18 protein-coding genes are annotated in these 17076 nt (G+C 57.0%); 13 read left to right on the top strand and 5 right to left on the bottom strand.

Annotation, left to right across the window (positions count from 1 at the left end):
- The coding region (locus FD02_RS11510; protein WP_235806694.1) for a YihY/virulence factor BrkB family protein at nucleotides 1–381 on the top strand (381 nt) is incomplete at its 5' end.
- Between the two features lie 16 nt (nucleotides 382–397).
- Here the strand turns inward: FD02_RS11510 and FD02_RS06725 are convergent.
- The gene (locus FD02_RS06725; protein WP_056951335.1) at nucleotides 398–856 is read right to left on the bottom strand and encodes a flavodoxin; all 459 of its coding nucleotides are present in this window, start codon (nucleotides 854–856) and stop codon (nucleotides 398–400) included.
- 126 nt (nucleotides 857–982) lie between these two features.
- Here FD02_RS06725 and map point away from each other — a divergent pair, with 126 nt between their 5' ends.
- From map to galU, 3 genes are all read left to right on the top strand, one after another.
- Entirely contained in the window at nucleotides 983–1780 is a 798-nt protein-coding gene (gene map, locus FD02_RS06730) for a type I methionyl aminopeptidase (RefSeq protein ID WP_056951337.1), read from the top strand.
- Between the two features lie 194 nt (nucleotides 1781–1974).
- Nucleotides 1975–3054 carry a phosphomevalonate kinase gene (locus tag FD02_RS06735; protein WP_056951339.1) on the top strand — a complete coding sequence of 360 codons (1080 nt, stop codon included), beginning with the start codon at nucleotides 1975–1977 and terminating at the stop codon, nucleotides 3052–3054.
- 153 nt (nucleotides 3055–3207) lie between these two features.
- Nucleotides 3208–4110 (top strand): UTP--glucose-1-phosphate uridylyltransferase GalU, encoded by a 903-nt coding sequence (galU, locus tag FD02_RS06740; RefSeq protein WP_054723055.1) that lies wholly within the window; start codon nucleotides 3208–3210, stop codon nucleotides 4108–4110.
- Between the two features lie 64 nt (nucleotides 4111–4174).
- Here the strand turns inward: galU and FD02_RS06745 are convergent, their stop codons facing one another.
- Nucleotides 4175–4612: a GNAT family N-acetyltransferase gene (locus FD02_RS06745; RefSeq protein ID WP_056951341.1), complete on the bottom strand. Its 438-nt coding sequence runs from the start codon at nucleotides 4610–4612 to the stop codon at nucleotides 4175–4177.
- Nucleotides 4613–4679: 67 nt separating this feature from the next.
- Here FD02_RS06745 and FD02_RS06750 point away from each other — a divergent pair, with 67 nt between their 5' ends.
- From FD02_RS06750 to FD02_RS06775, 6 genes are all read left to right on the top strand, one after another.
- Nucleotides 4680–5807: an AI-2E family transporter gene (locus FD02_RS06750; protein WP_056951343.1), complete on the top strand. Its 1128-nt coding sequence runs from the start codon at nucleotides 4680–4682 to the stop codon at nucleotides 5805–5807.
- Between the two features lie 57 nt (nucleotides 5808–5864).
- On the top strand, nucleotides 5865–7193 hold the full coding sequence (locus FD02_RS06755; RefSeq protein ID WP_054723057.1) for a hemolysin family protein: 1329 nt from the start codon (nucleotides 5865–5867) through the stop codon (nucleotides 7191–7193).
- A gap of 146 nt (nucleotides 7194–7339) precedes the next feature.
- Nucleotides 7340–8917 carry a peptide chain release factor 3 gene (locus FD02_RS06760; protein ID WP_056951454.1) on the top strand — a complete coding sequence of 526 codons (1578 nt, stop codon included), beginning with the start codon at nucleotides 7340–7342 and terminating at the stop codon, nucleotides 8915–8917.
- 12 nt (nucleotides 8918–8929) lie between these two features.
- Complete coding sequence (locus FD02_RS06765) at nucleotides 8930–9895, top strand: enhanced serine sensitivity protein SseB C-terminal domain-containing protein (protein ID WP_056951345.1); 966 nt, start codon at nucleotides 8930–8932, stop codon at nucleotides 9893–9895.
- Nucleotides 9896–10020: 125 nt separating this feature from the next.
- Entirely contained in the window at nucleotides 10021–10503 is a 483-nt protein-coding gene (locus FD02_RS06770; RefSeq protein ID WP_056951347.1) for a DUF2975 domain-containing protein, read from the top strand.
- Nucleotides 10504–10513: 10 nt separating this feature from the next.
- Nucleotides 10514–10738, top strand: a complete 225-nt coding sequence (locus FD02_RS06775; RefSeq protein WP_056951349.1) for a helix-turn-helix domain-containing protein — start codon at nucleotides 10514–10516, stop codon at nucleotides 10736–10738.
- Nucleotides 10739–10757: 19 nt separating this feature from the next.
- On the opposite strand, the gene FD02_RS06780 is transcribed toward FD02_RS06775, so the two are convergent.
- From FD02_RS06780 to FD02_RS06790, 3 genes are all read right to left on the bottom strand, one after another.
- Entirely contained in the window at nucleotides 10758–11759 is a 1002-nt protein-coding gene (locus tag FD02_RS06780) for a MucBP domain-containing protein (protein WP_056951351.1), read from the bottom strand.
- A gap of 20 nt (nucleotides 11760–11779) precedes the next feature.
- Nucleotides 11780–12076: a DUF1827 family protein gene (locus tag FD02_RS06785; RefSeq protein ID WP_054723062.1), complete on the bottom strand. Its 297-nt coding sequence runs from the start codon at nucleotides 12074–12076 to the stop codon at nucleotides 11780–11782.
- Nucleotides 12077–12224: 148 nt separating this feature from the next.
- Nucleotides 12225–14426, bottom strand: coding sequence for an ATP-dependent Clp protease ATP-binding subunit (locus tag FD02_RS06790; protein WP_056951354.1), 2202 nt, complete (start codon nucleotides 14424–14426; stop codon nucleotides 12225–12227).
- Between the two features lie 215 nt (nucleotides 14427–14641).
- On the opposite strand from FD02_RS06790, the gene FD02_RS06795 reads away from it, so the two are divergent.
- The 3 genes from FD02_RS06795 to ptsP all read left to right on the top strand — a co-directional run bounded on the left by FD02_RS06795 (nucleotide 14642) and on the right by ptsP (nucleotide 16959).
- On the top strand, nucleotides 14642–14827 hold the full coding sequence (locus FD02_RS06795; protein ID WP_054723063.1) for a hypothetical protein: 186 nt from the start codon (nucleotides 14642–14644) through the stop codon (nucleotides 14825–14827).
- A gap of 142 nt (nucleotides 14828–14969) precedes the next feature.
- A complete protein-coding gene (locus tag FD02_RS06800; RefSeq protein ID WP_054723064.1) occupies nucleotides 14970–15236 on the top strand; it encodes a phosphocarrier protein HPr in 267 nt (88 codons plus the stop codon).
- 1 nt (nucleotide 15237) lies between these two features.
- Entirely contained in the window at nucleotides 15238–16959 is a 1722-nt protein-coding gene (ptsP, locus tag FD02_RS06805) for a phosphoenolpyruvate--protein phosphotransferase (protein WP_056951356.1), read from the top strand.
- Nucleotides 16960–17076: the final 117 nt, after the last annotated feature.

The raw sequence follows: 17076 nt of genomic DNA on the forward strand, positions 1-17076 counted from the left end.
CCCGTCACGTTGGCGGCGTTGGTGGTGGCCATCACGGTGCTGGATTACTTTTTGCCCAACGCCCGGGTCAAGTTTTGGACGATTCTGCCCGGCGCGAGCTTTACCATCGTCGGGTGGTTGCTGTTAGCGCAGGCCTTTAGTTGGTACATGCGCTACTTCGGCACCCGGTTCAACTCCTACGGCACCATCGGCACCTTCATGATCTTGTTGTTGTGGCTGAACTTCATGGCCATGCTGCTGTTGATCGGGGCGGTGATCAACGCCCTGGTGGCCGAATACTTCACCGGTCACGTGCACCATTCGCGCGGCAAGGTGCACGACTTCGTCAAGAAACGGGCCAAGGCGCTGAACCTGCCGGCACCAAAAAATCCAGCCAAGTGATGGCTGGATTTTTGCGTTACAGGCTTTGTTGTTTCTCGACGATGGCCTTGGTGAAGGCCTCCAAGGCGGCGATGTCGTCGTCTTCTGGCGCCAGGTCGATTTTCACGCTCGGCGCGCCCTTGGTGGCTCCGGTGGCGGCAAAGGCGTGGTCGAAGTCATCCACGGAGGTGGCGAAGTCGTCGTAAAACTTATCGCCGCTGCCGCAGCAACCGTAGACCTTGCCGGTTAAGTCGAGCTCCTGCAGATCTTCATAGAAATCGACGGCTTCATCCGGCAGCACACCGTCGCCGACATCTGAGTAGGTGTAGGTGGCCACGATGCAGATGTCGACGGTTTGGAAGTCTTCGGCCATGGCCTGCGACACTTCGGTGGTCGTGACCGTCACGCCATATTTTTCTAGTTCTTCCTCGACGATGCCGGCGATTTCTTCGTTGTTGCCGGTCATGCTTGCATAGACGATGCGGGCAGTAGCCACGATAATCCCTCCAATTAGTCTGACTGTGGTAAAACATCCGAGTCATTATAGCAGAGTCCACCCAAAACTGCCACGGCAGGCGAGTTGTGCTACACTAAACAAAGACTAATGAGGGAGATCCTAGTTGTGATTACGATTAAATCAGCACGTGAAATTGAAGGCATGGCCGAGTCTGGCGCGATTCTCGCCGGCATGCACAAGGCCGTCGCCGACATCATCCGGCCCGGGGTATCGAGTTGGGAAATTGAAAAAGTGGGCCGCGAATACATCGAAAGCCACGGCGCGATTCCTGCCGAGCTGGGGTTTGAAGGCTATAAGTACGCCACTTGTGTTTCCATCAACGACGAAGTGGCCCATGCGGTGCCGCGCAAGGGGCTTGACCTCAAGGCCGGCGACATCGTGGCGGTGGATACCGTCGTCGACTACCACGGCTACTTCAGCGATTCCTGCTGGACCTATGCCGTTGGTGAAATCAGCGAAAAAAAGCAAAAGCTGATGGACATCACCAAGCAGGCGTTGTACCTCGGCATCGATGCCGCGCAGGTCGGCAATCGCATCGGGGACATTGGCTACGCGATTCAGCACTTTACCGAAGACGAACACGGCTATGGTGACGTGCGTGAGCTCATCGGGCACGGCATTCAGCCGACGATGCACGAAAGCCCGAACGTGCCGCATTATGGCGAGCCGGGGCACGGCTTACGCCTCAAGGCTGGCATGACCATCACCATCGAGCCGATGATTACCACCGGCACGTGGAAGATCAAGGCCAAGCAGGTGCCCAACGACGACTGGGAATACTACGTCACGGCCGATGGCTCCGATTGTGCCCAGTACGAGCACACCATCGTCATCACCGACGACGGGCCGAAGATTTTAACCAGTCAAGACCCAGTGGCCGATGCCAAGTACCTGTTGAAGTAACCCGAACGTGTGGCGATGAGCTGCACGTTTTTTGTGGCGTTTGCGGTTTGGCGGCGGGTCCAGTACAATGGGGCATTGTGCGAATCTTGAGAAATCGTTACGGTTGCGGGTGAGCCCGTCACCCACAGCGAAAAACCGTATAATAAATTGAGACCAAGAATTGATGGTCATTTGATGGGAAGGGTTATGATGGCGTGGTAACAGCACAGGCACCGGGCAAACTTTATATCGCAGGAGAATATGCGGTGGTGGAAACGGGATATCCCGCTATTATCGTCGCGTTAAACCAGTTCGTGACCGTGACGGTGACGCCGGCCAAGCGAATCGGCAGTATTCAAAGCAAACAATATCAAGAAAACTCGCTGATGTGGTCGCGCCAAGGCGACGAGATGGTGTTTGATAACCGGGACAACCCGTTTCACTACATCCTCTCGGCCATTAAGCTCACCGAGACTTACGCCCGGGAGCTGGGCAAGCCGCTGGCGGTGTACAACATGAGTATCGACTCCGATCTGGATTCCACCGATGGCAAAAAGTTCGGGCTGGGCTCCAGCGCGGCGGTGACCGTCGCCACGGTCAAGGCGCTTAACGCGTTTTACGCGCTGGGCATGACGCCGGATCAGGTGTACAAACTCGCCGCCATTGCGCATTTGGACATTCAAGGCAACGGCAGCCTCGGCGACATCGCCGCGTCGGTGTACGGCGGCTGGATCGCCTACCGCTCGTTTGACAAGGCGTGGTTGGCGGCGCAGCGGCGTGACCATTCGCTGCGCGAGTTGCTGGCCATGAGCTGGCCGGGGTTAAGCATTGAATTACTGCAGGCCCCGGCGGCGATGCAGCTGGTGATTGGGTGGACCGGTTCGCCGGCATCGACTTCGCAGCTCGTCGATAAAATCGCCATCGCCCAGGCGCGCGAGCGCGCAGAGTACAAGCAGTTTCTCGCCGCCAGCAAGGCGACCATCGAGCACATCATCGACGGGTTTCACGCCGGTGCCTTGGCCACGATTCAAGCCGGCGTGCGGCGCAACCGCGAATTGTTGGCGCACCTGGCCGCGTTTTCCGGGGTCGAAATCGAAACTGCCAAGCTACACACCTTGTGCGAGCTCGCCGAAGCCGCCGGTGGCGCCGCGAAGTCCTCTGGTGCCGGGGGCGGGGATTGTGGCATCGTCTTGATCGATCAAACCAAGGCAGTGGCGCAGCTCGCCGCCGACTGGGCCGAGCATGGCATCGATACCTTGGCCCTCAGCGTCCACGAAATTCCGACTCAAGCCTAATTCTGCGCCTGGCCCATTGTGGTCGGGCGTTTTTTTCGCGGAATGGCCGCCCAACTAGACCAATTTTGCGCAAATTTACCACCGTACCCCTACTATTTGGCACCGGTTTCCGGTATGATGTGAGGGTAGTCAAAAGCGAAAGGGGTACTGATTGTGAAAGTACGCAAAGCTGTGATTCCCGCCGCGGGGCTGGGCACGCGATTCCTGCCCGCCACCAAGGCGCTGGCCAAGGAAATGTTGCCGATTGTCGACAAGCCGACGATTCAATTCATCGTCGAAGAAGCCAAAGCCAGCGGGATTGAGGACATCTTAATCATCGAAGGTAAAAACAAGCGCTCCATCGAGGACCACTTCGATTCTGCGCCGGAGTTGGAACAAAACTTGGAGGCCAAGCACAAGGACAAACTGTTGGCGATGGTGCACAACACCACCGACATCGGCGTCAACTTGTTCTTCGCCCGCCAGCCGTACCCGAATGGCCTCGGCGACGCCGTGCGCATCGCGCGGTCGTTTGTCGGCGACGAGCCGTTTGTCGTGATGCTGGGCGACGACTTGATGGAAGACAAGGTGCCGCTCACCAAGCAACTCATCGACGCCTACAACCAGACGCATGCCTCGATTCTCGCGGTGAAAAAGGTGCCGCACGACGAGGTGTCCGCCTATGGGGTGATCGATCCGGAATCCGAGGTCGAACCGGGCCTGTTCAACGTGCGCAAGTTCGTTGAAAAACCAGCGGTGGCCGATGCACCATCCGACTTGGCCATCATCGGGCGCTACCTGTTGACGCCGGAGATTTTTGGCATCCTCGAGCACCAAAAGCCGGGGAAGGGCAACGAGATTCAGCTCACCGATGCGATCGACACGCTGAATCAGACCCAGCGCGTGTTCGCCCATGAATTCACCGGCGACCGTTACGATGTCGGCAACAAGTTCGGCTTCGTGCAAACCACCATCGAATACGGCCTGACCCATCCCGAAGTCAAAGACGAGTTGCGCGCCTACATCCTGAAGTTGGCCGCCCAGCTTCAGGCGCAAGACGCCAAGGCCAAGAAGTAACGCCAACCAGCCGCAGCCGCGGCTGGTTTTTTTGGCAAACGAAAAGCCTCGCCCAAGGGCGAGGCTAGTCGGTTAAATCAAGTGCCATTTCCCGGTGGCGAATGCCGGCATCGAGAAACTCTGGGCGCGCGGTGAGGTGATAGCCCAGCCGCTCGTAAAACCCGACGGCGTGCACCTGCGCGCCGAGGCGCAAGGTCTGGGCGTGGTGGGCCTTGGCGTAATCCGCCAAGGCTTGTAGCAAGGCGCTGCCGACGCCGGTGCCGCGGGCGGCTTTGACCACGGCGACGCGTTGCACGTGAAAGCCGGTGGCTTCCGGCAAGAGCCGAGCGGTGCCGACGGGCTGGTCGTTGGCGTAGGCGACAAAGTGAATGGTGCGGGCTTCGTCGGCGTCGACTTCCCGGGCCACGGGGACGTGTTGCTCGGCGACGAACACCGTCTTGCGAATCGCCAAGGCGGCTTGGTAAATGGGGCTGGTTAAATCGGTGGTGTGACGGATCTGCATTGTGGTCATGCTCCTTGATTGGTGAATATTTGGTATTATAGCACTAGAAATTCTCAGGAGGCGCGCGATGTTTGAGAAACTCCGCCATTCGCGGTTGATGTTTTGGTCGTTAGAGGCCTTGATTATAGTGGCCTTAATCATTGGCCTACAGTCGTTGTCCTTCCTGTTTGCGCCGGTGGCGACGTTTTTCTCCACGTTGCTGGTGCCAATTCTGGCTGCCGGGTTCTTGTATTATCTCTTTAACCCGCTGATCAACTTGCTGCAGCGCTGGCACATCAAGCGCGGTTGGGGGATCGGGCTGGTGTTTCTGATTGTCATCGGCTTGGTGGCGTTCATCATCGCCACCATCATTCCCAACCTGGTCAGCCAAATCACGCAGCTGGTCACCAGCCTGCCGGGGTTTTATGAGCAGCTCAAGGACCTGGTGCAGCACCTGTCGAGCTATGGGTGGTACCAGCAGTTCCACGTCGCCAAGCTCCTCGATAGCTTCGGCAGCAGCATTCAACCGGCGAAGATCTTGGCCAACGTGTTTGACGGTTTTTCCACCGGGTTGCCAAGCTTGATTGGGTCGGTGGCGGGCTTCTTCATCAACCTGATCACGATTCCGGTGTTGCTGTTTTACATGCTCAAAGACGGCGGTAAGCTGGTGCCAAGCGTGCGGCGCTTTTTCCCTGAGCGCTATGGTGAGGAAATCAGCACCGTGTTTTCGCGCATGAGCGCCACGTTGTCGCATTACATCGCCGGGCAGGCCATCGAGTGCCTGTTCGTCGGCACCTTCACTTTCATCGGCTACCTGATCATCGGCATGCCTTACGCGTTTTTGCTCGGGTTCATCGCCGGGGTGACGACAATTATTCCTTACCTCGGCCCGTACCTGGGCATCACGCCGGCGCTTTTGGTGGCCTTACCTGACGGGTGGGGCAAGCTGGCGCTGGTGGTCATCGTCGTGGTGATTGTTCAGCAAGTCGACGGCAACCTGATTTATCCCAATGTCATCGGGCGCTCTTTGGACATCCACCCGCTGACCATCATCGTGTTGTTGCTAGTGGCGGGGAACTTGTTTGGCCTCCTAGGGACGATTTTGGCAGTGCCGACTTATGCCGTGGTGAAAACGGTGGTGACCTATGCTATCGAGTTGTACCGCTTCCACCGCAATGCGCGGCGCGATGCGGCCTTGATGGCCCCTAAAGAATAGCGTCGGGCCACGGATACTGCTATACTACGATTACGACACGAAAGGTTGTGAGGAAACATGGATGGTGACGGGAATCTCCCGGCTCAGCTCATTTTGATTGTGGTGTTGACGGTGATCAACGCCTTGTTTGCCGCCGCGGAGATTTCTGTGGTGTCGCTATCGCGCACGCGCATGGAGACGCAGGCCGCGGCCGGCGACAAGAAGGCGGGCAAGCTGGTGGCCATCATGGCCAACTCCAGCAACTTCCTCGCCACCATTCAAGTGGGCATTACCTTCGCCGGGTTCTTCGCGTCGGCGTCTGCGGCCACCTCGTTGGCGGATTGCGTGGCGCCGTGGTTCGGGCAGTTCGCCTGGGCGCACGAGGCCGCCGTCGTGGTCGTGACCATCATCTTGTCCTACTTTTCCCTGGTGTTCGGCGAGCTGTACCCGAAGCAACTGGCCTTGCAACAAACCGAGGCGGTGGCCAAGGCCAGCGTCACGCCGATCACGGTGGTTGGCACGCTATTGCGGCCGTTCGTCTGGTTATTATCAGCGTCCACGCACGTGTTGATGAAGCTCACGCCAATGCACTTCACGCAGGACACCGTGCCGGTGACCCGTGACGAAATGGTCGCCATGATGCAAAAAGGGCGGCAGTCCGGGGCCATCGAAGCCGACGAATACGAAATGTTTGAAGGCGTCATTTCCCTGGATCAAAAGCTCGCCAGCTCGGTGATGGTGCCGCGCATCGATGCGTTTATGATCGATGCGGCGCAGCCGGATTCAGAGGCCATCGACGCCATTTTAAGCACCGTCTACTCGCGGATTCCCGTGTATAGCGGCGACAAGGATCACGTCATCGGCATCGTCCACATCAAGAACTTGCTGCAACGTGCCCGCGCCGTCGGGTTCGAGCGCGTGCATTTGGAAACGGTGATGACGCCGCCGCTGTTCGTGCCAGAGACCATTGCCGTCGACGACTTGTTGACGCAAATGCGCCAGCGCAAGCAGCAAATGGCCATCTTGCTGGATGAATACGGCGGGGTGGTGGGGCTGGTCACCATCGAAGACTTAATCGAAGAAATCGTCGGGGACATCAACGACGAATCCGACCAAACCACCACGGATTACACCAAGCTCAGCGACTTGGAATACCTGGTGTCCGGGCGCATGCCGCTGCACGACTTCAACGCGTTGTTCGACACGACCCTCGAGGCGCCAGACGTCGACACGCTGGCGGGTTACATCATCGCCCAACTCGGCGACATTCCCACGCGCTACAAGCAAGAGCGGCTGACGCTGGCGCCAGGCATCACCGCCGTGACCGGGCAGATTGCCGGCGCGCGGCTGGTGAACGTGCATGTGCACCTCGAAAAGCCGCTGACCGCCGGCGACTCGGCGGGTTAAGCTGGTACTCCGCGGCCGAGTTGATTATAATAATTAAGATACCGACGCCGACGGAATCCGTTCGGCGTCTTTTACCAACGGAGGGCTTATGCACAAGTATTAACGGTTCAGTGATTGGCCGTCGCAGACAAGAAAGGACAATCATGATGAACGCACAAGAATTAAAGCAAGCCGTGGCCAAACGCCGCACGTTTGCCATTATCTCGCACCCGGATGCCGGGAAAACCACGATCACCGAGCAACTGTTGCTGTACGGTGGGGTGATTCGCGAAGCCGGCACCGTCAAGGCCAAGAAGTCGGGGCATTTTGCCAAGTCCGACTGGATGGCCATCGAAAAACAACGCGGCATCTCGGTGACCAGTTCCGTGATGCAGTTCGACTACGCCGGCAAGCGCATCAACATTCTCGATACGCCTGGGCATGAGGATTTTTCCGAAGACACCTACCGCACGCTGATGGCCGTCGATGCCGCGGTGATGGTCATCGACTCGGCCAAGGGGATCGAGGCGCAAACCAAGAAGCTGTTCAAGGTCGTCAAGCAGCGTGGAATTCCCATTTTTACCTTTATGAACAAGCTCGACCGCGATGGCCGCGAGCCCCTGGACCTGATCGCCGAGTTGGAAGATTTGCTGGGCATCGAAGGCTACGCCATGAACTGGCCGATTGGCATGGGCAAGGGGCTGGTTGGCCTGTACGACCGGGTTGGCCAACAGCTCGAGTTGTACCGCGAAAACGAAGCCGGCCAAAAGCACCTGCCGCTGGTCTCGGGGAAACTCGCCGCCAGCGAGCCCTTGAGCCACGACCCGCAATACCTCGCGGCGCTGGATGATATCGACCTGCTCAACGACGCCGGCAATCAATATAACCTCAAAAAAATCATGGCCGGGGACCAGACCCCCGTCTTCTTCGGCAGTGCGTTGACGAACTTCGGCGTCGAAACCTTTCTCAAGCACTTCGTCGACATGGCGCCGGCGCCTGGGCCCCACCAGTTGGCCAACCGAGACGAAGAGTTGATGCCCACCGCGCCGGAATTTGCCGGGTTCGTCTTCAAGATTCAAGCCAACATGAATCCGAATCACCGCGATCGCATCGCCTTTGTCCGCATCGGCTCCGGTGAATTCGACCGCGGCATGGACGTGACGCTTGAGCGCACGGGTAAAACCATGCGGCTGAATAATTCCACCGAGTTCATGGCCGACAGCCGCGAGCAGGTGACCACCGCCGTGGCCGGCGACATCGTCGGGTTGTATGATACCGGGAACTTCCAAATCGGCGACACGATTTACGCCGGCAAGGACCCGGTGCGCTTTGAGCCGTTGCCACAATTTACCCCGGAGCTGTTCATGCGCGTCACGGCCAAAAACGTGATGAAGCAAAAGAGTTTCCACAAGGGGATGCAGCAGCTGGTGCAAGAAGGCGCGGTGCAGCTGTATCGCACCTATGCCACCGGCGACTACATCCTCGGTGCCGTGGGGCAGCTGCAGTTTGAAGTCTTCAAGTTTCGGATGCAAAACGAATACAACTCCGAGGTCGTGATGACCCCAATCGGCAACCGCACGGCGCGCTGGATCGAGCCGGACCAGCTCGATGAAAAAATGAGCAGTTCGCGTAATTTGCTCGTCAAAGACGTGCACGGCGACCCCTTGTTTTTATTCGAGAATCAATACGCCGAGCGCTGGTTTGCCGATAAGTATCCAAATGTCCGCCTCACCGCCAAGCTGTAAGGGAGAAATATCATGGGACTATTTGATAAGTTTAAGAAAAACTCGGATGACGACGAAACGCCAAAGACGCCGGCTACCGGCGATAATCAAAAGCAGACTAAAGCCGACGCCGATACCAACGCCCAAGACTTCGAGCAACCGGACTTCAACCCGGCCGTGATGCAGTTGACCAACGATGATTTGTTGATCAGCTGGCGGCAACACCAAAACGAGCAAACCGATGAGACGCTAAGCGCGTTTCTCGACGAGCTAATCGAACGAGCCAAGCTGATTCTCGTCGTATTCGGCGCTAAGGACCTGCCGACGGACGATGCCGGGTATCCACAGATTCCGGAAGGCACCGAGTTGCAGTTCCCGTTGTTGCAGACGCAAGACGACAATAGTTTTCAGCCGGTGTTCACCGACTGGCAAGCCGTCAACGAGCTCTTCGACCAGTGGAATGATTCGGGCAATCACGATGCCGTCATGAACAGTCAGGTCATTCCGGTGGATTTTGCCACCTTGGCCGCCATGATTGCCGACAACCAAGACGTCACCGGCGCGGTGATCAACCCGTTCAGCGACAATATCAGCCTAGACCGCGACTCGTTGGCCGACTTGAAGCGCCAAATGGACGAACGCCACCAGGCCACGGATGCGGCAAGCGGCGATGACCAAGAACAGGTGACTTTCCAAATCAGCATGCCGGAACACGTGCCGGCGGAATTGGTGGCTAGCCTGCAAGATAAGCTCGCCACGGATAGCCGCGTGCACCGCGCGTGGTTGCGCACGATGACCTACCAGGACCAAAGCAATCTGTTCCTGATTGTCGATCTCACCGAGCCGGAGGAAAGCAAGCAAGACGAATTGTTCGACGCGTTGCGGGCCATTGGGGCGGAGTTCCTCGCCGGTCCCGATGCCGAGCAGCTGATCGTTGGGCCGTATGCCCCGGAAATGGCCGACGCCTTGGACGGAACCGAAACGATTTATCCAAATTAACCCTCAAGCAGGCGCAAGCCTGCTTTTTTGTTGGGCCCAGCCGTAAGAAAAGCTTAACCCAGGTTTTATCGTTTATCGATATGGTTCGTGGTACACTACCCTTAAACGTAATGGAGGACGAGCCAATGAAGGGTCGAACGATTTTCTTACAACTGGTACTGGCCGTGGTGGGGGTGGCGACCATTGTCATCGCCGCGATTCCCGTGCCAATCATGCTGCACCGCCTGGTGACCACCGCGCCGCCGGTGGCTGTTGGGCCTACCTGGAGTTTTGTGGTGGGGATGATAATTTTGATTCTGGCGTTTTTGGTGGCAGTGGGGTTGGCGGAAGGCTTGCTGCGGGTGATTGCTCGGGGGCAGGCGTTTTCTCCTCAGGCGTTGCGCTTATTGATTGAGCTGAAGTGGGCGGTCGGCGTCATGGCGGTCGGGGCAATCTGCTGGTTGCCCTTGGTGTACTGCTTTGCGCAACTCGACGACGCGCCTGGCGTGGTGTTGATTGGTAGCGCCATCGTGGCAATTCCCGTGGTGATCAGCGTCTTCTTGGCGATTTTGCAGCAGCTGTGGGCGGCGGCCTTGGCCTACAAAACCGACAGCGACTTTACGATTTAGGAGGGGTGCCATGATCATCATTAAGCTCGATGAACTATTGGCGCGCCGCCACATGACGCTGACGGCCTTGGCAGACGCCGTTGACATCACCGTGGCCAACTTGTCGATTCTCAAAACCGGCAAGGGCAAGGCGATTCGCTTTTCCACGTTGGGGCGGTTGTGTGCGGTGTTGCAGTGTCAGCCGGGAGAATTATTGGCCTATGTGCCTGGCGACGAAAAAAGCGGCAAGCCTTAAGGCTTGCCGCTTGGTTGTTTTATAGCTCAACGTATTGGGCCATGACATAGTCGCCGCTTTTGAGTTGGTACCAGCTCGAGCCGTCATCGAGATCGGCCTTGCTGGTAATCTTGAGCCGGCTGCCGCTGCCAAGGCGCGTGCCGTTGATGTGGCCGTACGGGGCTGACCACAACGTGACGCCGTCGCTGCCGCCGGTGGCAATACCCACCGCGCGCATCGGCGTGTTGGTTTGGGCAAAATGCAGGCTCGGCAGCGCCAGTTGGTCCGGGCCGTGCAGAAACGCCATGGTGTGCCGACGCTGGGTTTGATCGGCGGTGATCCACTGGCTGCCGCCGAGGTTGAGCCAGACCTGATTGGTGACCGTTTCGCGCATCAGCGTGTATACGCGCCAAAACGTGTGCGCCGGGAGCACGTCGGCCAAGGGGCTCGTGGCGGTCGGATCCAGGTAAACGGACTTCGGCACGAGCACTTCGATGTATTCGGTTTGATCGGGTGGGGTGCCGGCTTCCAGCGCATTGAGCTGATAAGTGAAGCGAATCGTCTGACTGTGGCCGGTGAACTGACCGGTTTGCACGGCGTCGCCGACGACTTGGTCGACGTTATCGGCTAAGGCATAGGCCTCAAAGTCGGCGTTGATGTCGCCGGTGAGTACTTCCGGTGGCTCCAGCAGTCGGCCTTGCGTGTCGCGGTGGTAGACGATCACCGGGCCGGCGATTTGCGGGCTGTACTCACAATACACCGGCCCGCTTTCGGCAGGAAAAAACGCGGTGAAGCCGGTGATTTCCGTCAGCACATAGCCGGGAATCACCACCCACGGAATCGTCACGTGGTCGCCAACGGCCCCGGCGAGCACGGTGGGCTCACGCAGTTCGATGGTGCTGCCGACTTGGCGGTAGTGAATCGTCAGGTGCACCTGACTAGCCATAGTCACGGGGCGAGTCGCTGAGTCGTTGGCCGGCGTTTTGGCACCGGCATGATTTTTCGGATCGAGTAAGTTTTCAAAATGATTCAACAGACTCATGAGCACTCTCCAGCATCAGTTTATTCCGCAGCGCGCCGTTGGGTCGTGGTTAACGACACCTCGGCCAGCTTATCCCCGTGAATGACGGTGACGTCTTTAATGTTAACGCCGCTGAGTTTTTCCAACGCAAAAGCGATTTCGACGTTTTTGACATTGCGGGTTTCGTTGGTAAATAACAACTCGTCATGGGTTGGCGCTTGGGTGTAGACGACGGTGGTGCTCCCGAGCGAGTAGACCTTCACATAAGCAGTATCGGTATGGGCAAGTTGTTGTGAAACGAGGTGGGGATAACTATTGGTGACATCAATTAGCCGCATCCGGGGTCATCTCCTTCATATCCTTCTAGCTTCATTATAGGTGAACATGGCAGAAAACAAAAGAAAGCGTGAGCGGTTTCTTAAAGAATCACGGTCCATGCTGGTGGGGATAAAAAAACTGGCACGCTGCTGCGTGTCAGTTTTTAGATTATTCGGCCTTGCTTTCGGCAATTTGAATCTCGCCGTTGCTGATGCGGGCCTCCAGGTTCTTGGCGGCCGGGTGGTCGAGGTAGAAATCGGCGACGCGGTCCTCAATTTGCTCCTGAATGACGCGGCGCAGCGGCCGAGCGCCCATCGCCGGGTTGTAGCCCAAGGTGACGAGCTTCTCCTTGACCGGATCCGTGACGTGAATGGTCAGGCCTTGATCTTGGATGTTGGCGTTGGTTTGGGCAATCATCAGGCTGACGATCTTCAGCAGGGTGGCCTTGCTCAACGGCTGGAACTCGATGATGTCGTCGAAGCGATTCAGGAATTCCGGCTTGAAGTAGTTGCCCAACTGGTCGATGACGCTGTGTTGCGTGCCCTTGATCGAGGCGCCGAAGCCCACGTTGGCCTCGGCATCGGTGGAGCCGGCGTTAGAGGTCATGATGATGATCGTGTCCTTGAACGAGACGGTGCGGCCTTGACTGTCCGTTAAGCGGCCGTCGTCGAGAATCTGCAAGAACATGTTCATGACGTCGGGGTGCGCTTTTTCCATTTCGTCGAGGAGAATCAGGCTGTACGGATTGCGCCGGACTTGCTCGGTGAGCTGGCCGGCTTCTTCATAGCCGACATAGCCAGGAGGCGACCCGATGAGCTTGGACACGCTGAATTTTTCCATGTACTCCGACATGTCAAAGCGAATCATCGCCTCTTCGGAGCCAAAGAGTTGCTTGGCCAGTTGCTTGGCCAGCTCGGTTTTGCCGACGCCGGTGGGGCCGACGAACAGGAAGCTGCCGATTGGGCGACCGGTTTTGTTGAAGCCGATGCGATTGCGCCGGATAGCTCGGGCCACCTTGTCCACGGCTTCGTCTTGGCCGATGACGTGCGCCTCCAAGGCAGGGGCGAGGTTCTTCAATTGCTGCTGCTCTTGTTGCTTGAGTTCACCGACTGGAATGTTGGTTTTTTGCTCGACGATGTTTTCCATGTCTTGCTCGGTGACCGTCGGCATGTCTTTGCTGTCGACTTTTTCCGAGTTGGCCTTCATCTTTTCGAGCTTGGCCACCTGGTCGCGGTAAAAGGCGGCCTTTTCGTAGTCTTCTTGCTTCAGCGCCGCCTGCTTTTGCTGCTCGGCGTCGTCGATCTTGGTTTGGACGGTTTGCGGATCGACCACGGTAATGGTCAAATTCTTCCGCGACCCGGCCTCATCCAGCAGGTCGATGGCCTTATCGGGCAGGTAGCGGTCTTGGATGTAGCGATTCGACAAGTTCACCGCCGCGGTGATGGCGTCATCCGTGTAGTGCACGTGGTGGAAGTCCTCGTAGCGCGGCTGAATCCCCTTGAGAATCTTAATGGTTTCCTCCGGAGTTGGCTCGTCGACTTGCACGGGCTGCAGGCGCCGGGCGAGGGCGGAGTCCTTTTCGATTTGCCGGTATTCGTTGTTGGTCGTGGCGCCGACGAGTTGCATCTCGCCGCGGGCCAAGGCCGGCTTGATGACGTTGCCGGCGTCCATGCCACCTTCGGCATTACCGGCGCCGACGATTTCGTGAATTTCATCAATAAATAGGATGGTATTCGGGCTCTTCTTCAATTCGTCCAGCAATTGTTGCATGCGCTGTTCGAACTGACCGCGAATCCCGGTGCCTTGCACCAGGGAGACGACGTCGAGTTGGATGACTTGGCGATCTTGCAGCTTGGTCGGCACGTCGCCGTTGGCAATCTTTAAGGCTAAGCCTTCGACCACCGCGGTTTTGCCGACACCGGCCTCGCCGATGAGCACGGGATTGTTCTTCGTCCGGCGGTTCAAGATCTCAATCACCCGCGCGATTTCGGCATCGCGGCCGATGACGGGATCGATTTCGCCGCGCTTAGCCTTATCGGTTAAGTTCACACCGAATTGGCCGAGCACGGAATTCCCGTCGTTGCCGCGGCCACCGTTGTTGCCATTGCCACCGCGGCCACTTTGGGTCGGCGGGGTTTGGGCCTCGGGTTGACCTTGCGGCATGCCGTTGCTCATCGCCCGGAAGATGTCATCCAATGAGTTGAAGCCGAATGGGTCATTGGCGTTCATTGGGTTTTGCATATTTCCTCCTGCTTGTTGCTTGAGTTGCTGGTAACAGTTCTGGCAGAGGTTAATCTCTTGCTTTGAACCGTTCACGCTCGTGTACAGATGAATTGTGGCTGGATTCTTATGGCAGTTTTCACATAACACCGTTTGGTCACAACCTTTCTAGAATCAGCTGGGTCGCGAAAAGTTCTGACCTTTCTTGACCTATGAGGCTAGTATACACCGGGAACAGAATAATTCAAGCACTCTAGGCATGAGAGTGCTAAAAAAATCGCAATGAGGCCCATGTCATGCGTTTTGTTTGCCGTCATTGGGCTATAATGTTATCGTAATCCCATGTCGAGGAAGGAGGCAAGAATTTGACCCCGGATTATGCCAAATTAATTGCCGAGCTGAAGGCCGGCACGCGGGCGGAAATCAAGATCACACCAGCCGAGTTTGGGGCGTTTCGGGCCGTTTGGACGAATTACCCTGAGCGCAAGGAAATTGTCGGCACCGCCGGCCGCGGTGGCGAGATCATTTATCACTATCAGCCGGTCCAGTGAACCGGCGCTCGCTGTTGCGCAAACAGCCGGTAGCAGTGAACTTAGCACTTGTTCACGTCGCCGAATAATGTTAAGGTTTACACGGAGTAGAATGCCAAGTTCTACGTACCAAACATTTTATTTATGTGAAGGAGCAGATCTTATGGAAAAACGCGAATTTAATGTGATTGCAGAAACAGGCATCCACGCCCGTCCAGCGACATTGCTGGTTCAGGCCGCAAGCAAGTTCAATTCTGACATCAACTTGGAATACAAAGGTAAGAGCGTTAACTTGAAGTCCATCATGGGCGTCATGAGTCTTGGTGTTGGCCAAGGCGCGGACGTGACCATTTCTGCTGAAGGCGCCGACGAAGCCGAGGCAATCGCCGCAATTGAAGACACCATGAAAAAGGAAGGACTGTCTGACTAATATGACAAAGCAACTGAAGGGGATCGCCGCTAGTGATGGCGTCGCAACCGCGAAAGCCTACATGTTAGTGCAACCCGATTTGTCATTTTCTCAGTCCAAGATCCAAGATCCTGACCAGGAAATTCAACGTCTGCACACTGCATTAGACCAAAGTAACAGCGAACTCAAGCTCATCCGCGACAAAGCGGTTGAGACCTTGGGTGAGGATGAGGCCCAAGTTTTTGACGCCCACATGATGATCTTGTCCGACCCGGAGTTTACCGGCGCCATCGAGACCAAAATTAAAGACGACAAAGACAACGCCGAAGCGGCTTTGAAGTCGGTTTCCGACATGTTCATCGCCACCTTCGAGGCCATGACCGACAACCCGTACATGCAAGAACGGGCCGCCGATGTGCGCGACGTGTCCACGCGGGTGTTGGCTCACTTGCTGGGTCGCCCGCTGCCTAATCCAGCGCTGATCGACGAAGAGGTCATCGTGATCGCCCACGACTTGACGCCTTCCGACACGGCGCAGCTGAATAAGAAGTACGTCAAGGCGTTCGTCACTGACATCGGCGGCCGGACTGCGCATAGCGCAATCATGGCTCGCTCGCTGGAAATTCCAGCCGTCGTCGGCACGCAAACGATCACCCAAGACGTCAAAGCAGATGAGATGTTGACGGTTTCGGGTCTGACTGGTGAAGTGACCGTCGATCCAACGCCTGAACAAATCGAGCAGGCAAAAGCTGAAGAAAAGGCTTATACCGAGCAAAAAGCCGAGTGGGCCACCTTAAAGACGGCCGCCTCGGTCACCGCCGATGGCAAGCACTTTGAAGTGTCCGCCAACATCGGCACGCCTAAGGACCTGGATGGCGTCTTAGCCAACGGGGCCGAAGGGGTGGGCTTGTACCGCACCGAGTTCTTGTACATGGACTCCGCGGAACTGCCGACGGAAGACGATCAATTCAAGGCCTACAAGCAGGTCTTGGAGACGATGAATCCAAAGCCGGTTGTTGTGCGCACCATGGACATCGGTGGCGACAAGCATCTGCCGTATCTGCCACTGCCAGAAGAGCAGAATCCGTTCCTGGGTTACCGGGCGATTCGGATTTCGCTTGACCGGCAAGACATTTTCCGCACGCAATTGCGCGCGTTGCTGCGGGCCTCGGCCTTCGGTAACCTGCGCATCATGTTCCCGATGATTGCGACGATCCAAGAATTCGAGCAGGCCAAGCAGGTCTTCCTCGAAGAAAAGGACAAGCTGATCAAGGATGGCGTGAAGGTGTCCGATTCGATCCAGTTGGGGATCATGATCGAGATCCCAGCCGCAGCCGTCTTGGCGGATCAATTCGCTAAGCGCGTCGACTTCTTCTCGATTGGGACCAACGACTTGATCCAGTACTCGATGGCCGCTGACCGCGGCAACGAGCACGTGTCCTATCTGTACCAACCGTATAACCCATCCATCCTGCGCCTGGTCAAGCACGTCATTGACTCCGCGCATAAGGAAGGCAAGTGGGCTGGCATGTGTGGGGAAGCCGCTGGCGACCCGATCATGGTGCCACTGTTGGTCGGCATGGGCTTGGACGAATTCTCCATGTCCGCAACGAGTGTCTTGAAGGTGCGCAGCCTCATGAAGAAGCTGTCGACAACTGAAATGGCGAAGCTCAGCGAACGCGCCATCACCGAAAGCATCAGTAACGACGATAACAAAAAACTGGTTGAAGCCTTGAACCTGTAGGCACCAGTTGGGCCGCGCTTGCGCGGCCTTTTTTAGTGGCTAGATTTAGTAGGGAATCTCGCCAATGCCCACGACATCTAGTAGGCGGCGTGGTAAAATGGAGGCACGACGAAGTTG

The organism is Lacticaseibacillus nasuensis JCM 17158 (genome assembly GCF_001434705.1).
Lineage (GTDB): Bacteria > Bacillota > Bacilli > Lactobacillales > Lactobacillaceae > Lacticaseibacillus > Lacticaseibacillus nasuensis.

Excerpts from the sequence above, each read along its gene's own strand:
- FD02_RS06760 (WP_056951454.1), top strand. The coding sequence starts at position 7,340 with ATGAACGCACAAGAATTAAAGCAAGCCGTGGCCAAACGCCGCACGTTT.
- FD02_RS06750 (WP_056951343.1), top strand. The coding sequence starts at position 4,680 with ATGTTTGAGAAACTCCGCCATTCGCGGTTGATGTTTTGGTCGTTAGAG.
- FD02_RS06775 (WP_056951349.1), top strand. The coding sequence starts at position 10,514 with ATGATCATCATTAAGCTCGATGAACTATTGGCGCGCCGCCACATGACG.
- FD02_RS06785 (WP_054723062.1), bottom strand. The coding sequence starts at position 12,076 with ATGCGGCTAATTGATGTCACCAATAGTTATCCCCACCTCGTTTCACAA.
- ptsP (WP_056951356.1), top strand. The coding sequence starts at position 15,238 with ATGACAAAGCAACTGAAGGGGATCGCCGCTAGTGATGGCGTCGCAACC.
- FD02_RS06765 (WP_056951345.1), top strand. The coding sequence starts at position 8,930 with ATGGGACTATTTGATAAGTTTAAGAAAAACTCGGATGACGACGAAACG.
- FD02_RS06770 (WP_056951347.1), top strand. The coding sequence starts at position 10,021 with ATGAAGGGTCGAACGATTTTCTTACAACTGGTACTGGCCGTGGTGGGG.
- FD02_RS06800 (WP_054723064.1), top strand. The coding sequence starts at position 14,970 with ATGGAAAAACGCGAATTTAATGTGATTGCAGAAACAGGCATCCACGCC.
- FD02_RS06755 (WP_054723057.1), top strand. The coding sequence starts at position 5,865 with ATGGATGGTGACGGGAATCTCCCGGCTCAGCTCATTTTGATTGTGGTG.
- FD02_RS06780 (WP_056951351.1), bottom strand. The coding sequence starts at position 11,759 with ATGAGTCTGTTGAATCATTTTGAAAACTTACTCGATCCGAAAAATCAT.
- FD02_RS06745 (WP_056951341.1), bottom strand. The coding sequence starts at position 4,612 with ATGCAGATCCGTCACACCACCGATTTAACCAGCCCCATTTACCAAGCC.